The sequence below is a fragment of the Nitrosospira briensis C-128 genome, from assembly GCF_000619905.2.
Classification (GTDB): Bacteria; Pseudomonadota; Gammaproteobacteria; order Burkholderiales; family Nitrosomonadaceae; genus Nitrosospira; species Nitrosospira briensis.
On record NZ_CP012371.1, the window covers coordinates 3009504 to 3022878 of the forward strand.

Genomic DNA, 13375 nt, shown 5'->3' on the forward strand with positions numbered 1-13375 from the left:
AACAATGGGAATTTAATATGCCTCGCGATACGAAGATTTGGCCACTGCTGACAGGCACGCATCGCTACGAAAAGACAATCTCGACACGCAACCGCGGCCATGGCAGATTTATCGATGCGCCGATTCTTGCCTATTTGATTGAAACGCCCAATGGACGCATTCTCTACGATGTCGGTTGCGACTATCGCAAGCTTGCTGACCCAGCGCTGCGCGCAAAATATTTCGAGCCCATGCGTCATTCGTTTGAACCGCCTGCGATGGAGGAAGACCAACGTATCCCTCACTATCTGGCACGGTTGGGGCTCGAGCCATCCGATATCGATGTCGTGTTTATCGGGCATTTACATTTCGACCACGCAGGCGGCCTGTGCGACCTGCCCGGCTGCGAGGTGCATGTTCAGGCTGAGGAGGTGGCGGCAGCGCGTACCGGACAGGATGGCAGCGTATTTGCCGATGAGCTGGAGAGTGCGGGACAATGGAAGGTAATGACGAATGAGTATATGTTGACCCCCGGCGTCCAGGCGGTTGCCAGCCCAGGGCATACGGCCGGACATATGTCGCTATTCATCGAGCTGCAAAAAGGGCAGCCCGTCATCTTGTGTGGGGATGCAGCCGATCTGGTTGAAAACCTGGACGAGGAGGTTGCGCCGGGATACTGTTGGCAGGATAACGAAGCACTGGCCCTAGCGAGCATTCGTAAGCTAAAGGCGCTCGCCCGCACCGAGAACGCGCAGCTTTGGCCTAACCACGATATGAATTTTTTCCTGGGCTTGCCGAGATTTCCGGCATGGAGAGACTGAAGCACCGGGCTGCCAGCCCGGCATGTTTCGTGGCGATTTCGTGGAGAGGTGGCTGGAGCCTAATTGGAGTTAGGATTTAGCGTGGCGGCGTCTACAATTTGCCCTTTACGGGCGGCAAATTCGCGTTGTGCCTGTTCTGTTGCCATTCGCCGATGCATCGCGGCTTTTTTTATACTCTCTTCCGCATTTGCTTCATATTTACGAACCAAAGCATAAGTATGTGATTTCAAATCCTGAGCTCGCCGGCCATAGAGATATCCTTTATCTTCATAGTGCTCAAGTAATTTCTTTTGCTCCTTTGCCTTCGTCTGCATTTCTCTCGCTGTATTTTCAAAATACTGCGTCAAGGCATCATGATCGCTGCGTGTTCTGGCGTTCTGGGAAGCTTTTCTGATATTGGTGTTCTGAAGGGCTTCGTGATGGCTTAGCTGAGCGCAGGCGGCCAATACGCTGAAGGATAAGGCTGTGAATAAATTTCTTGTTCTCATGCCGCGCGCTCCTTTAGAATCGAGCGACTGCTCCAAAAGACGCGAAGCAAGGGCTACAACAAATTATCGTTTGTGAAAAAATTGTAAAGGGATGAGCGTGAATTTGTCAACTATTTTATGTGTAAAGTGTATTAAGATAGCGTATAGTGGTAAATGTGCTATAACACGCTTTTCGATTTCCTGATACAGACGGGGGGGAAGGAGGTACAACCAAATGGTTAATAAAATGGGTGCACGCCAAAAGCAACTACTCAAGCTATTGCGTGGGAACAGAAGCGGCATGAGTGTGGATGAGCTTTCGAAAGGGCTTGAAATTACCCGAAATGCCGTGCGACAGCACCTCGCGTCCCTGGAAGCGGCAGGATTAATTGCGGCAGGTGTCACGCGTCCATCTGGCGGAGGCCGCCCTCAGCAACTTTACGTACTCACCGAGCTCGGCCAGGAAAGTTTTCCACGTCAATATTCGTGGCTTGCGCAACTGGTGGTGGCCTCGGTTCAGCGTGAGGAAGGCGCGGAAAACATGCGTAAGCGGCTGAACGGTATCGGTGCCGGCATAGCTCGGCAGATACGAAGCCAGTACCCGGAATTGACCACGCAACAGGAAAAGGTCCAAAAGCTCGCCGAGGTAATGGATCAGCTTGGTTACAATGCGAGAAATGCGACATTGCCGGGTGGCGAGGCAGTTATTGAAGCCGATAACTGTGTCTTTCACCAAATGGCGGTAAAAGACCTGGAAATCTGCCATCTGGATAAGGGCCTGATGGAAACGTTTACCGATACCAAGGTCGAGCAACACGAATGCATGGCTCGTGGCGGAGATCTTTGTCGATTCAGGTTTTTGCCTAAAAAGGAGTAGTTTCTACTCCTTTTTTTTGCCTTTCTTTCTCTTCTGGCGCGGACCTAGTGCGTTATCCCTGCAAGCGGCTGCAATAAAGCAGACTCTACCAGCACATCGACACCCGTTTCACCCATTATCGCTCGCGCGGGGATATTTTCTCCCGCGCGCCACCTTGCCACTGCTTTATGCTTCGATGCGCCGCTCACCAGAAAAATTATCTGACGCGAACGGCTTAGCCGCGCGGCGCTGAGCGATACGCGCTGAGGTGGCCGTTTGGGCGAATTGAAAATCGCCAGTGTATCGGGGGAATCCGAAGCGGTTCCCCACTCATTACCGGGGAACAGGCTTGCAGTATGGCCGTCTTCCCCGAGCCCAAGCAAGGTCAGATCGAACATGTCAACGCCCTGTAGGGTTTGTGCATATTCATTAGCTGCTTTATCCGCGCGAATCTCGCTCGGTATTGCATGTATCTGGTTTGGGGGAATAGACACATGATCGAGCCATGCTTCCCCAGCCATACGAAAATTCAACTCTTCCACCGTGGGCGGCATGCAGCGCTCATCGCCAAAATAGATGTGCCAGGCAGTCCAGTCCGTGGGAGCCGATCGCAGCCGCTGATAAATTCCGCGCGGTGATTCACCCCCAGCCAGCACGAGATTGAAACGTCCGCGTTCCTGTATCGCCATCGACGCCCCGTCGAGAATGGCGCCCAGTGCTGCTTCCTGTAAAGCTGGCAGATCGGCGAATCCGTGCCAGCGGTATTTTTCCGAATTGACGATGCTCATGGCTGTAGTTACCTGTGCTGATTGGTCTTGTAAATAACTTAAACTGAACAGTAGAGCTGGCTATGCTAACACACTAATCCGGTCTGATTGCCATTCGGCCGCTGCCCAGGAATAATACTGCGAGGCCGGAAAATAAATAAAAACCCTGCAATTCGAGTGCCCAGCCACCTGAAGTCGTCAAGGTAAACAGCTGGCTGCGGTGTGCCAGAAAAAGTGCAAACACCATATTACCGAAAACGAGCAAACCGCCAAGGCGTGAAAAAATTCCCAGGATTATCATTAACGGTGCGATAACCTCACCCAGATAAACGCCATAAGCCAGAGCCTGAGGTAGACCATTGTTGCTGAGTTGCTTGCTGATGAAGTCGAGAGAACCTGGATTGAGTATTTTATGTGCCCCATGGAACAGTATCAGCATTCCAACGGTAACACGGAGGATCAGTTTACCGAGGTTATCATTGTGAAACGGATTGGACACTATCATGTCTCCGGTAATTTCAGGTTCGCCATTTCAAGGGGCGGAATAGGGCAGGAGACAACCGATGCATTGCGCGCTACGCTAGCCGAACTTGCTCGCTCGGCCTAATGGGAAAACCTTAGTTATTCAGTTGAATTCGCTAGTGAGATTTATTTACGACACTGAATCTCTGCGCACTGGACGCAGTGGCGTGATTTTTTTCTTTAAATTTCAAGGCGATTTGCCGGTGAGTGGCAGCTTCCTTCGCATCCGCCTTCGCGGCTTGTTCATACTTGCGTACTAACGCCGCGGTATGCGCTTGCAGATCCTGAGCTTTTTTTCCGTAGAGATAGCTTTTTTCCTCGTAATGCTCAAGCAACAGTTTCAGTTCCCTCGTCTTTGCCTGTGCCTTCCCTGCCTCATCTTCGTAGTATTTGGCCACAATCTCATGTCGCTTCCTTGCTTCATCTTCATAGTATCTTGCTATAGCTTCGTGGTCGCTCCCGGCGGGGGGATCCTGCCCGGACGGGATTTCGGAATCATCGACGGTTGCTGTTACAGGCGAACTCAGTGAGGCCAGCAAGCCAAGCAGGGACAACGCGGCAAAAGTATTTATCGTTTTCATTTCGAGGCGTTCGAATCCGTTTTTCACGGACGTCAGAACTGAAGTTTCGACAAAATTTACGCCAGAATATTCCTTGACTCGAAGCCTACCTGATGGCTATGGCTTCGTCAACTTCGGTATGTTTAAAGCACCAGACTTTGCAGATATGCCGATGTTATGGACGGACCATAAGATGGGGCCAAGAATTGAGCGCAGACTGAAGCAGATTAAGAGGGAAAACTCGGAGCTTATCGTAGCGGAAAGAGTCGTGGAGGTGTCGCGAGAAGGGTTTATGGGGCACCTTCGAGATTACGCTACGGTAGCGAAGCTGCCTATGAAAATGAGAGAAAGTCAAAATACAATTTGAAGCTACTGTAATGCCATACGCTAAGTTTTAATTCATTGCTCTACTGCTATTTTTTAGAAACAGTAGCCTGGCGAAGCTCATGCACAATACTCAGTTTCTCCAATTGAGGTACAGAGTAGCCGTTCTCTTCAGCGCTTGCTGCCATCTGCCGATGCAGGGCGGCTTCTTTTATATTGGTTTTTGCCTCTTTCTCATACTTACGCACTAACGCATAGGTGTGGGATTGCAGGTCCTGGGTCTGTCTACCGTATAGGTAGCTTTTGCTTTCATATTCTTCAAGTAATTGTTTTTGTTCCTGCGCTTTTGCCTGTATTTCTCGGGCTGAGTCTTCGTAATAGGCTGCCACAGCCTCATGGTCGCTTCGAGTTGTAGCATTCTGGGCAGCGGCGGTGATATCAATATCTTCTGCGGCGGATGCAGCGGGGCTCAACAAGGAAAAAAGGCTGAGTAGAGATAAAGTAGTAACGATTTGTTTCGCATTCATCATCACACCTCCTATTCTTCGCATTGCAAAGCGGGCGTTAATTTCTCATGCTCATGGTGTGAAGAATATGTGAAGGATAAATCTTTGTCAACTTATTTATGTTGAAAGTATCATTAGGATTGATCCCACCTGTCAACTTCAAGCATTGATAATGCGCAAGCGCTTTCGGGCTAGGCTCGCGCAGGTGCCTCAGCCTGTCTATTCCTACAATTGAGAAGTAGTCGGGCTGCGCCCGACGATCGAAGAGACGATGGCCGGCAGAGCTCGCCCTGCCGGCGTTATCCTGGGCCGGATGAGTGCAGCGTGAACCGATGAAGACATGCAAATGGCAGAGCGCATTCGCTATCCTGAAGACAACGGCTGATTGATTTTGGTAAGGCCAATATTAGGGAGGCGTCAATATCGCGAGGTAGGTCGGGCTACCCGACGATCGTAAAATTGATGTCGGGCGTAGCCCGACCTACTTATGGGGTTAGCGCAGCGTAAGCCAACGAAGGAGGGTAAACAGCAGGGCGCATTCGAGGATTGTGCAATTATTCCTTTTTTATATCATGTCCGCCGAACTGGTTGCGCAACGCCGACAGCAATTTGTTGGAGAACGACTCGGGATCGCGCGACTGCAGCCGCTGCAATAGCGACAGCGTGATTACCGGTGCGGCGACATCGAGATCGATTGCCTCCGCGACAGTCCAGCGTCCCTCGCCTGAGTCAGGCACATAGGCGGCGATACCATCCAGATCGGGATTTTTTGCAAGCGCCGCAGCGGTCAGGTCGAGCAACCATGACCGGACCACGCTGCCGTCGCGCCATATCTCCGCCACCTGGTGCAAGTCCAGGTTGAATTCGGTCTTGCGGCTCATAAGTGTAAACCCTTCACCATAGGCTTGCATCAGGCCATACTCGATGCCGTTGTGAATCATCTTGGTGAAGTGCCCGGCACCGCTGGGGCCCACGTGCCCCCAACCTTTATCAGGCGCCGGAGCAAGTGTCTCGAAAATAGGACGCAACTGAGCGACGACATTGTCATCGCCGCCTACCATGATGCTGTAGCCATTCTCCAGACCCCATACGCCGCCGCTGGTGCCGACATCCACATAGTGGATTCGGTTTGCCTTCAGCATCTGGGCGCGGCGTTGCGTATCCTTATAATTCGAATTGCCGCCATCGATAATAATGTCATCGGGTTCCAGCAGCGGTAACAGCGTAGCTATCGTTTCATCTACCGGCGCACCGGCAGGAATCATCAACCATACGACGCGCGGCGACTTCAGTTTATCCACGAGGTCTTCGAGCGACGCTGCCGCCGTTATGCCTTTTTCCCCCAACTGCTTGCGGGTATCCGCGCTGCGGGCGAAACCGGCTACGCGATGACCATCCCGCAGTAGCCGTTGTGACATGGGGCCGCCCATGCGCCCCAATCCGATCATTCCAACATCCATTAGTTTCCGCCCAGTTCTCAGTTATGCAGACTGCCTACAGCAGTGGTTCAGGCCGCGTGATTGCAGGCGGCAAGGATATCTTGCCGTTTTTCCTTTATCGCGCCAAGCAGTTTGTCATATGAAGCGGCGAAAGCGGCCACGCCGTCATTCTGAAGCTTTTCGGTGATGGCATCAAGATCGACTCCCAGATGCGCCAGTTGTGCAATATTCGCTTTCGCTTGCGCCATATCCTCTTGCAGCGTCGCATGCACGCGGCCGTGATCGCAGAATGCCTGGAGGGTTTTGGGTGGTACGGTGTTGACGGTATCGGGCCCGATCAATTTTTCCAGGTAGAGTACATCTGAATAGGCCGGATTCTTGGTTCCGGTACTGCCCCATAATGGCCGTTGCACACGTGCGCCTTTACCGCGCAGAGCGGCAAACGATTCACCATAAAATACTTCGCGAAAGCGCTGATAGGCAAGCTTGGCGTTGGCGATGGCAATCTTGCCGCGCAAATTGAGCGCCTCGGGCGTACCCATTTTTTCCAGCAAGGCATCGACCACGGTATCCACCCGGCTGACAAAAAAGGACGCGACCGAAACCGGCAAGGGTTTTGTTACGCCAGGGGATGCCGTCCGGCGCTCGAGCCCGGCAATATACGCTCGTGCCACCACTTCGTAATGCTTCAGCGAAAACATCAGGGTGACATTGACATTGATACCTTCGCTGGTCAACTGCTCGATCGCGGGAATGCCCTCGGGCGTGGCGGGAATCTTGATCATCAAATTGGGGCGCTGCACGGCCTGCCACAGCCGTCGCGCTTCCGCGATGCTGCCCGTGGTATCGTGAGCGAGTTGCGGCGAGACTTCAAGGCTGACATAGCCGTCTCCGCCGTTCGTTTCATCATACACGGGCCGCAGCACATCGGCCGCCATGCGGATATCTTCGATGGCTACCGCCTCAAACAGTGCTTTGTCGGTTTGTTTATCGTTGGCTTTGAGCAGTTTGCCCAGCGCATCATCGTAACTATTGCCGCGAGTAATGGCTTGCTCAAAAATGGTTGGATTGCTGGTCAGGCCGCGCAGCTTGTCTTCAGTTACGAGCCGTTGCAGTTCTCCGCTATTGATGAGGTCACGACTGATCGAGTCCAGCCAGATAGATTGGCCGCATTGCAGTAACTGTTCAAGGGGTTTCATAGGATTTGTTCTCCTTTAGCGATGGCACTGTTGCAAATGGCTGCTGTGAACGATTCGCGCAATTTGCCTGCTTCACGCGACTGCTTCGGCGTTTCACAACGGCGTCGGATGGCTGTGCCTTATATCGCGGGAGATGTTTATTTGCCCATCAGGGGAATAAAGCACAACAATAAGACAATGCGATCACGCGATCGTTCATCACGTTGCTCGTTGCTTCCTGCCCTTATCGCGTTTTTAGGCCGGGAGCCACATGGAGTTTCGCTACGGGTTTTCGTTATTTTCGTTATGCCAGTTGCTTCGCCTGTCCGGCTACACGCGCGCAAGTGCTTGAGTGTATATATGATTTTCCATTGATCACGTGGGCTCGCCGTCAGCGGAGTAAGGCAACATGAGGGTTGGGTATGTACAGGCTCCACTCTGCCGATCATTTGCTGTCCAGCGCTAAAAATGATTCTTCCACTCCCGGATTGCAGCAAACACGCTGACACGGTCGGTTAACGGTGTGCCGGCATAGTTGCTGGCATTCCGGATAACTTCCGGTTCATTGCAGCGCAGGAATGGATTGGTGGCCTTTTCCAATGCGATCGTGCAGGGGAGGGTCGGAAGATTTTGCCCACGTAATTTTACAACGGCCGCTTTGCGTTCGATCAACGCCTGGTTGCCTGGTTCGACCGCCCTGGCGAAGCGAATATTATTGAGTGTATATTCGTGACCGCAATAGATCAGTGTTTCTTTGGGCAAATCGGACAGTTTTTCCAGGGAATCGACCATTTGCCGGGCGGTGCCCTCGAATAAGCGTCCACAGCCGCAACCGAATAACGTGTCTCCACAAAACAGCAGGTTTGCGCCATAATACGCAATATGCCCGGCAGTATGACCGGGGATGTCCAGGACCTTGAGGCTGAGCGAGAATTCCGAAAGGTAGACGTTACCCTCTTCCTTTTCTTTTTCGGTGTATTCTTTGAGGCGATGAGTCAGTGTGGGGATTGATTCCTTCTCGGGGCCGTAAACCGGTACCGTAAATTCCTGCAGCAACGCTGCGTTTCCTCCTGTATGGTCCTTGTGGTGGTGGGTATTGAGAATCGCGATGAGTTTCAGTTTTTCGCGCCTCAAGTAATCCAGCACCGGGGAGGCATCGCCCGGATCGACCACGGCAGCGTGGCAATGGTCGCGAATGACCCAGATGTAATTATCGGTGAATGCACGGATCGGAACGATATATGGCGTAGTCATGATAGTTCGGGCGGTTGAGCCAGGTAGGGAAAATCGATAGCTCGGCGTCGCGTTCAAAGATAAGGTAATAGGCTAGCCAATAATCCTGCCGGTCTACCTGCGATAGAGTCCCATATCGTTTAACTGTTGAGCTTCGGCCGTTCTAGACATTATTTATGCCTCTAAAAAATACACAGGAATGGTTTGAAACCTGCCTGGGCCAATATCTGTTGGAACGGGAGCAAAGCTATTTCGACAAGGCCGTGGCAAATGTGTTCGGATACAATGCCATGCAAATCGGATTTCCGCAATATGACTTTTTGCGCACCAACCGTATACCGCTCCAGTTTTGCGCGGCAACGGAAGGGGGCGCCGAAGTACTGGCAGCACCTGATTTTTTGCCGATTGAAACGAACAGCATCGATCTGGTGGTGATTCCACATGTGCTCGAATTCAGCTCCAATCCCCATCAGATCCTGCGTGAGGTGCACCGGGTATTGATGCCTGAAGGGCAGGTCATTGTCTGCGGTTTCAATCCCCGCAGTCTGTGGGGCGTGCGCGGACTCTTCAGAACGCCTCGGGATAATTTTCCCTGGCGCGGCAATTTTATTGCGCTGCCACGGCTCAAGGATTGGTTGACGCTACTGGATTTCGAGATTACCGAAGATCGGCTATGCTGTTATGCGCCACCGTTCAGCCAGGAAAAATGGTTGACGCGTTTTTATTTCATGGAGACTGCGGGTAGCCGCTGGTGGCGATTTTCCGGAGGCGTGTATTTTCTGAATGCCGTCAAGCGCGTCCATGGTATGCGTGTCATCAAGCCCGAGTGGAAAGAAGTCCGAGCAAGAAGAAAAAGCATGGCCCCGGTTGCGCAGAAGATCAAAGGCACTACAGGGAGCGAACCACGCAGGGCCGCGCGCAACAAGACATCAGTGCAAGGCAGGGAGTGAAGCCGGATCGTGCAGGTGTGGTCGACATATTTACCGATGGCGCCTGCAAGGGTAACCCGGGTGTCGGCGGTTGGGGTGCATTGCTGCAATACAACGGACATAGGCGTGAGCTGTTCGGCGGTGAAAAACTGACGACCAACAACCGGATGGAACTGCTTGCGGTGATCCGCTCGCTGGAAGCACTGAAACAGAGATGTAACGTGCGTTTGCATACCGATTCCCAATATGTGCAGAAGGGCATCAGCGAATGGATACATTCCTGGAAAAAGCGCAATTGGCGTACCGCGAGCAAGAAGCCGGTAAAAAATGACGATCTGTGGAAGGAGCTCGATCTACTCACACAACGCCATAACATCGAGTGGTTATGGGTGCGCGGCCACTCCGGACATGAGGGCAACGAACAGGCGGATCAGCTTGCCAACCGAGGGGTGCAGTGTGTGCTTGAAAATCCGGCGGGCTCGCTCAGCGCTGCGGAGAAGTGCGAAGTTAACGGAAATTTCAATGAATAGTTTGCTTTTAACGCTTTTTGCGGGAAAGGCACAGATTTAACCCTCTATGCGCCAGATTTTTATCGACACTGAAACTACCGGCTTGGAACCGAGGCTCGGCCACCGTATTATCGAAATCGGGGCGTTGGAAATGCTGAGCCGGAGGCTGACGGGCCGCCGCTTCCACTATTACCTGAATCCCGAACGTGATAGCGAGCCGGGCGCTTTGCAGGTACACGGATTGACGACGGAATTTCTCCAGGACAAGCCGAAATTTTGTGACGTAGTCCATGAGCTGCTTGAGTTCATCGATGGTGCAGAGCTGATCATGCACAACGCCTCTTTCGACGTTGCATTCATCGATCATGAATTGGGGCTGGCCGAGCTGCAACCTCTGGGTAAATGTTGCCATTCGGTCACAGATACCTTGAAAATGGCCAAGGAGTTGTATCCCGGCAAAAGAAACAACTTGGATGCGCTATGCGAACGCTACGCCGTCGATAACACCAGGCGCTCGTTGCATGGCGCACTGCTGGATGCGGAGCTGTTGGCAGAAGTCTACCTCGCCATGACACGTGGGCAAGACAGCCTGCTGATGGATCTGGAAGACCCCTCCGCGCTGGATTTTGCGATCAGTCTGAGTGAGCTTCAATTGACGGTGCTGCCACCTACCCCGGAAGAACTGGAAGCCCACGCACAGCAATTGGAAAGCATCGAGCGCGAAAGCAAAGGTAAATGCTTGTGGATAAGGCTGGAATCCGCCGGGCCGACACAGCCGTCCGCGGAAATGCAGCCCCTGGAGCCAATAGCGTAGGAAGATAATCCATAAGGACGGCGAGCTTAGTAGGATGGGTGGAGCGAAGCGCAACCCATCAAAAAGTATCGACGCGACTCAAGAGCTGACCTGGGATAGGTTTCCTAAAAAAGCTCACGCTGCCCGTCCGATTTGCCTTTTTTTGCCTCCCTCATATTTTTTGCCCCTGAAGCGCCAATCTTGGCGGTAACCTCAACCGGTGGCGCAACTGCCGAGGCAACCGAAGGTGGATGAAAACGGGAGCTATCCAACCCCTTGAAGCGGCCTGAACGGACACCCATGCCCAAGCGCGCAACCGTTTTTTCGAAGCGCTGACGAATCACGTCAGCCCAGATGCCTTCCCCATGCATGCGCTTGCCGAAACTAGCGTCATAATCCTTCCCGCCGCGCATATCCCGCACGCGGTTCATCACACGGGCAGCCCGATCAGGAAAGTGGGCTTCAAGCCATTGGCGGAATAGCGGACTCACCTCCCACGGCAGGCGCAGCATGACATAACCCGCATTGATGGCTCCCGCTTCCGCTGCCGCAGCCAATATGCGCTCAAGATCAGGTTCGGTAACAAAGGGAATTATCGGCGCGACGCTGACCCCTACCGGAATCCCGGCATCGGTCAACGTGCGAATGGTACGCAAGCGACGTGCAGGAGCCGCAGCGCGCGGTTCCAGTGTACGGGCAATAGTCGGGTCGAGCGTGGTGATGGTTACTGCCGCCATCGCTTGCCGGCGGGATGCCATATCCGCCAGTAAATCGATGTCGCGTTCAATCAATGACGATTTCGTGATCAGCGCCACCGGATGTTGGCACTCATGCAGCACCTCCAGCACGCGCCTCGTCAGCCGCAGTTCGCGCTCGCAGGGCTGGTATGCATCTGTATTGACACCAAGCGCAATCGGCTCCGGTATATAAGACGCTTTGGCCAGCTCACGCCTCAGCAATTCAGGCGCATTGACCTTGGCGAAAATCTTGCTCTCGAAATCCAGCCCAGGTGACAAGCCAAGATAGCTGTGCGTGGGACGCGCGAAGCAGTAAATACAGCCGTGCTCGCAGCCGCGATAAGGGTTCAGCGAGATGCTGAATGGAACATCCGGGGATTGATTGCGGCTCAAGATCGTTTTGGCTCGTTCCTCGATCACCTGAGTCTTCCAGCTTGGGACAGGATCTGTCCCCGTATCGACATCGATGCTGCCATCCGTCGGGCAATTCGCTCCAGCATCGGCTCCCGAGCACCCTCCAGCATCACCCTGAGACCAGCCATCATCAATAGCTTCGCGCGTCAGCAGCTCATAACGTCCCTGCAAATTGGAAACCGCACCCCGGCCTTTTTTTGCTTTCAAGGGGGGTTGTATGAATAGCGGCTCATCCTCGGCAGAGATATCGGAGTCAGACATTATGCAGTCCCAATATTCCTGATCTGTGAAGGAAGGGTAAAAGCACTTTAGCTGGCAATCGGCGCTGGTGGGTTAAATACGAGATAAAGGATATCCCTTTGAAAGCCTGGTCGTCAGTCAGTTCACGTGCAATATCAATCACTGTACAATTTTTTTTCAGCAAGCAGATCGGATTTGCGGTGACAAAACGATGTCGGGCGGAGCCCGCCCTACCAATGCGTCTCATCGACAGCATGAGTAGGGCGGGTTCTACCCGCCGGATGACCCCATCACTCCCAATCTAACCAACAAACAACCATGCCAAACTACCGCCGCCATCAAGAACCAGGAGGAACCTATTTCTTTACCGTGGTGGTCGCCGGGCGAGAACCCATATTTACTCAGGAGGTTGCACGCATTGCGCTGCATGCGGCAATACAAGCAGTGCGCAAGGAGCATCCATTTCACATTAAAGCGTGGGTATTGCTCCCCGACCATTTGCATTGCATTTGGAGTTTGCCCGAAGATGATGCTGATTATCCGTTACGATGGGCAAAGATAAAACGGGCGACGCGGCACAATCTGGGCTTGACCCCTAATACAAGATTCTGGCAACCCCGATATTGGGAACACTTCATCCGCAATGACAATGACTTGATCCGCCATCTGGACTACATCCACTGGAACCCCGTGAAACACGGACTAGCCAAATGTGCCGCAGACTGGCCTTATTCCACATTTCATCGTTTTGTGACAGCTGGTGTTTATCCACCAGACTGGGGCATTGCCGAAAGTGAAATTGATGGAAAACTATTCGGCGATTGAGGAATTTGACCATCCCGAATGAACATTTGACGGGTAGGTCGGGCTACGCCCGACGATTAAGAAACGATGTCGGGCGGAGCCCGACCTACCAGTTGGTCTCTGATATCGGTGAGCCCCATCGGCAGGAACCCATTATTGCCGCTATTCCAACATCATATTTAGTAGGGCGGGTTCTACCAGCCGAATGGCTGCCAATCCAACAGACAAATAACGATGCCAAATTACCGCTCCCACCAAAGAACCGGGAGAAAGCCACTTCTTCACCGTGATGACCGA

The 13375-nt window shown here is 52.8% G+C and carries 15 protein-coding genes; 6 read left to right on the plus strand and 9 right to left on the minus strand.

Going from position 1 to position 13375, the window contains the following annotated elements; translation table 11 throughout:
* Positions 1 to 17: 17 nt before the first annotated feature.
* Positions 18 to 800, plus strand: a complete 783-nt coding sequence (locus tag F822_RS13750) for an N-acyl homoserine lactonase family protein (protein ID WP_025040143.1) — start codon at positions 18 to 20, stop codon at positions 798 to 800.
* A 59-nt stretch (positions 801 to 859) separates the two neighbouring features.
* Here the strand turns inward: F822_RS13750 and F822_RS13755 are convergent, their stop codons facing one another.
* Positions 860 to 1288, minus strand: coding sequence for a hypothetical protein (locus tag F822_RS13755; protein ID WP_025040142.1), 429 nt, complete (start codon positions 1286 to 1288; stop codon positions 860 to 862).
* A 214-nt stretch (positions 1289 to 1502) separates the two neighbouring features.
* Between F822_RS13755 and F822_RS13760 the strand changes: the two genes are divergently transcribed.
* Positions 1503 to 2144, plus strand: a complete 642-nt coding sequence (locus F822_RS13760) for a helix-turn-helix transcriptional regulator (RefSeq protein ID WP_025040141.1) — start codon at positions 1503 to 1505, stop codon at positions 2142 to 2144.
* A 44-nt stretch (positions 2145 to 2188) separates the two neighbouring features.
* On the opposite strand, the gene pgl is transcribed toward F822_RS13760, so the two are convergent.
* The 7 genes from pgl to gloB all read right to left on the minus strand — a co-directional run bounded on the left by pgl (position 2189) and on the right by gloB (position 8673).
* The gene (pgl, locus tag F822_RS13765; protein ID WP_025040140.1) at positions 2189 to 2911 is read right to left on the minus strand and encodes a 6-phosphogluconolactonase; all 723 of its coding nucleotides are present in this window, start codon (positions 2909 to 2911) and stop codon (positions 2189 to 2191) included.
* A 73-nt stretch (positions 2912 to 2984) separates the two neighbouring features.
* A complete protein-coding gene (locus F822_RS13770) occupies positions 2985 to 3389 on the minus strand; it encodes a DoxX family protein (protein WP_025040139.1) in 405 nt (134 codons plus the stop codon).
* A 139-nt stretch (positions 3390 to 3528) separates the two neighbouring features.
* Positions 3529 to 3993 carry a hypothetical protein gene (locus F822_RS13775; protein WP_025040138.1) on the minus strand — a complete coding sequence of 155 codons (465 nt, stop codon included), beginning with the start codon at positions 3991 to 3993 and terminating at the stop codon, positions 3529 to 3531.
* A gap of 392 nt (positions 3994 to 4385) precedes the next feature.
* Positions 4386 to 4826 carry a hypothetical protein gene (locus F822_RS13785; RefSeq protein ID WP_082204655.1) on the minus strand — a complete coding sequence of 147 codons (441 nt, stop codon included), beginning with the start codon at positions 4824 to 4826 and terminating at the stop codon, positions 4386 to 4388.
* 530 nt (positions 4827 to 5356) lie between these two features.
* A complete protein-coding gene (gene gnd, locus F822_RS13790) occupies positions 5357 to 6262 on the minus strand; it encodes a phosphogluconate dehydrogenase (NAD(+)-dependent, decarboxylating) (RefSeq protein WP_025040135.1) in 906 nt (301 codons plus the stop codon).
* A gap of 47 nt (positions 6263 to 6309) precedes the next feature.
* Positions 6310 to 7440 carry a transaldolase gene (gene tal / locus F822_RS13795; protein ID WP_025040134.1) on the minus strand — a complete coding sequence of 377 codons (1131 nt, stop codon included), beginning with the start codon at positions 7438 to 7440 and terminating at the stop codon, positions 6310 to 6312.
* A 441-nt stretch (positions 7441 to 7881) separates the two neighbouring features.
* Entirely contained in the window at positions 7882 to 8673 is a 792-nt protein-coding gene (gloB, locus tag F822_RS13800) for a hydroxyacylglutathione hydrolase (RefSeq protein WP_025040133.1), read from the minus strand.
* Between the two features lie 155 nt (positions 8674 to 8828).
* On the opposite strand from gloB, the gene F822_RS13805 reads away from it, so the two are divergent.
* From F822_RS13805 to dnaQ, 3 genes are read left to right on the plus strand one after another with little or no spacing between them, the layout of a single operon-like run.
* On the plus strand, positions 8829 to 9602 hold the full coding sequence (locus F822_RS13805; RefSeq protein ID WP_025040132.1) for a class I SAM-dependent methyltransferase: 774 nt from the start codon (positions 8829 to 8831) through the stop codon (positions 9600 to 9602).
* On the plus strand, positions 9599 to 10111 hold the full coding sequence (rnhA, locus tag F822_RS13810; RefSeq protein ID WP_025040131.1) for a ribonuclease HI: 513 nt from the start codon (positions 9599 to 9601) through the stop codon (positions 10109 to 10111). The genes F822_RS13805 and rnhA overlap by 4 nt, the downstream gene beginning before the upstream one ends.
* 46 nt (positions 10112 to 10157) lie before the next feature.
* Positions 10158 to 10904 (plus strand): DNA polymerase III subunit epsilon, encoded by a 747-nt coding sequence (dnaQ, locus tag F822_RS13815; protein ID WP_025040130.1) that lies wholly within the window; start codon positions 10158 to 10160, stop codon positions 10902 to 10904.
* Between the two features lie 104 nt (positions 10905 to 11008).
* On the opposite strand, the gene F822_RS13820 is transcribed toward dnaQ, so the two are convergent.
* Positions 11009 to 12295, minus strand: coding sequence for a PA0069 family radical SAM protein (locus F822_RS13820; protein ID WP_025040129.1), 1287 nt, complete (start codon positions 12293 to 12295; stop codon positions 11009 to 11011).
* A 297-nt stretch (positions 12296 to 12592) separates the two neighbouring features.
* Between F822_RS13820 and F822_RS13825 the strand changes: the two genes are divergently transcribed.
* Entirely contained in the window at positions 12593 to 13099 is a 507-nt protein-coding gene (locus F822_RS13825; RefSeq protein WP_025040128.1) for an REP-associated tyrosine transposase, read from the plus strand.
* The last annotated feature ends 276 nt before the right edge of the window (positions 13100 to 13375 follow it).

Bases quoted from the DNA above. Each gene is read 5' to 3' on its own strand.
- gloB (WP_025040133.1), bottom strand. From the start codon at position 8,673: ATGACTACGCCATATATCGTTCCGATCCGTGCATTCACCGATAATTAC.
- F822_RS13755 (WP_025040142.1), bottom strand. From the start codon at position 1,288: ATGAGAACAAGAAATTTATTCACAGCCTTATCCTTCAGCGTATTGGCC.
- F822_RS13775 (WP_025040138.1), bottom strand. From the start codon at position 3,993: ATGAAAACGATAAATACTTTTGCCGCGTTGTCCCTGCTTGGCTTGCTG.
- F822_RS13760 (WP_025040141.1), top strand. From the start codon at position 1,503: ATGGTTAATAAAATGGGTGCACGCCAAAAGCAACTACTCAAGCTATTG.
- F822_RS13805 (WP_025040132.1), top strand. From the start codon at position 8,829: ATGCCTCTAAAAAATACACAGGAATGGTTTGAAACCTGCCTGGGCCAA.
- F822_RS13785 (WP_082204655.1), bottom strand. From the start codon at position 4,826: ATGATGAATGCGAAACAAATCGTTACTACTTTATCTCTACTCAGCCTT.
- tal (WP_025040134.1), bottom strand. From the start codon at position 7,440: ATGAAACCCCTTGAACAGTTACTGCAATGCGGCCAATCTATCTGGCTG.
- gnd (WP_025040135.1), bottom strand. From the start codon at position 6,262: ATGGATGTTGGAATGATCGGATTGGGGCGCATGGGCGGCCCCATGTCA.
- F822_RS13750 (WP_025040143.1), top strand. From the start codon at position 18: ATGCCTCGCGATACGAAGATTTGGCCACTGCTGACAGGCACGCATCGC.
- pgl (WP_025040140.1), bottom strand. From the start codon at position 2,911: ATGAGCATCGTCAATTCGGAAAAATACCGCTGGCACGGATTCGCCGAT.
- F822_RS13825 (WP_025040128.1), top strand. From the start codon at position 12,593: ATGCCAAACTACCGCCGCCATCAAGAACCAGGAGGAACCTATTTCTTT.
- F822_RS13820 (WP_025040129.1), bottom strand. From the start codon at position 12,295: ATGTCTGACTCCGATATCTCTGCCGAGGATGAGCCGCTATTCATACAA.
- dnaQ (WP_025040130.1), top strand. From the start codon at position 10,158: ATGCGCCAGATTTTTATCGACACTGAAACTACCGGCTTGGAACCGAGG.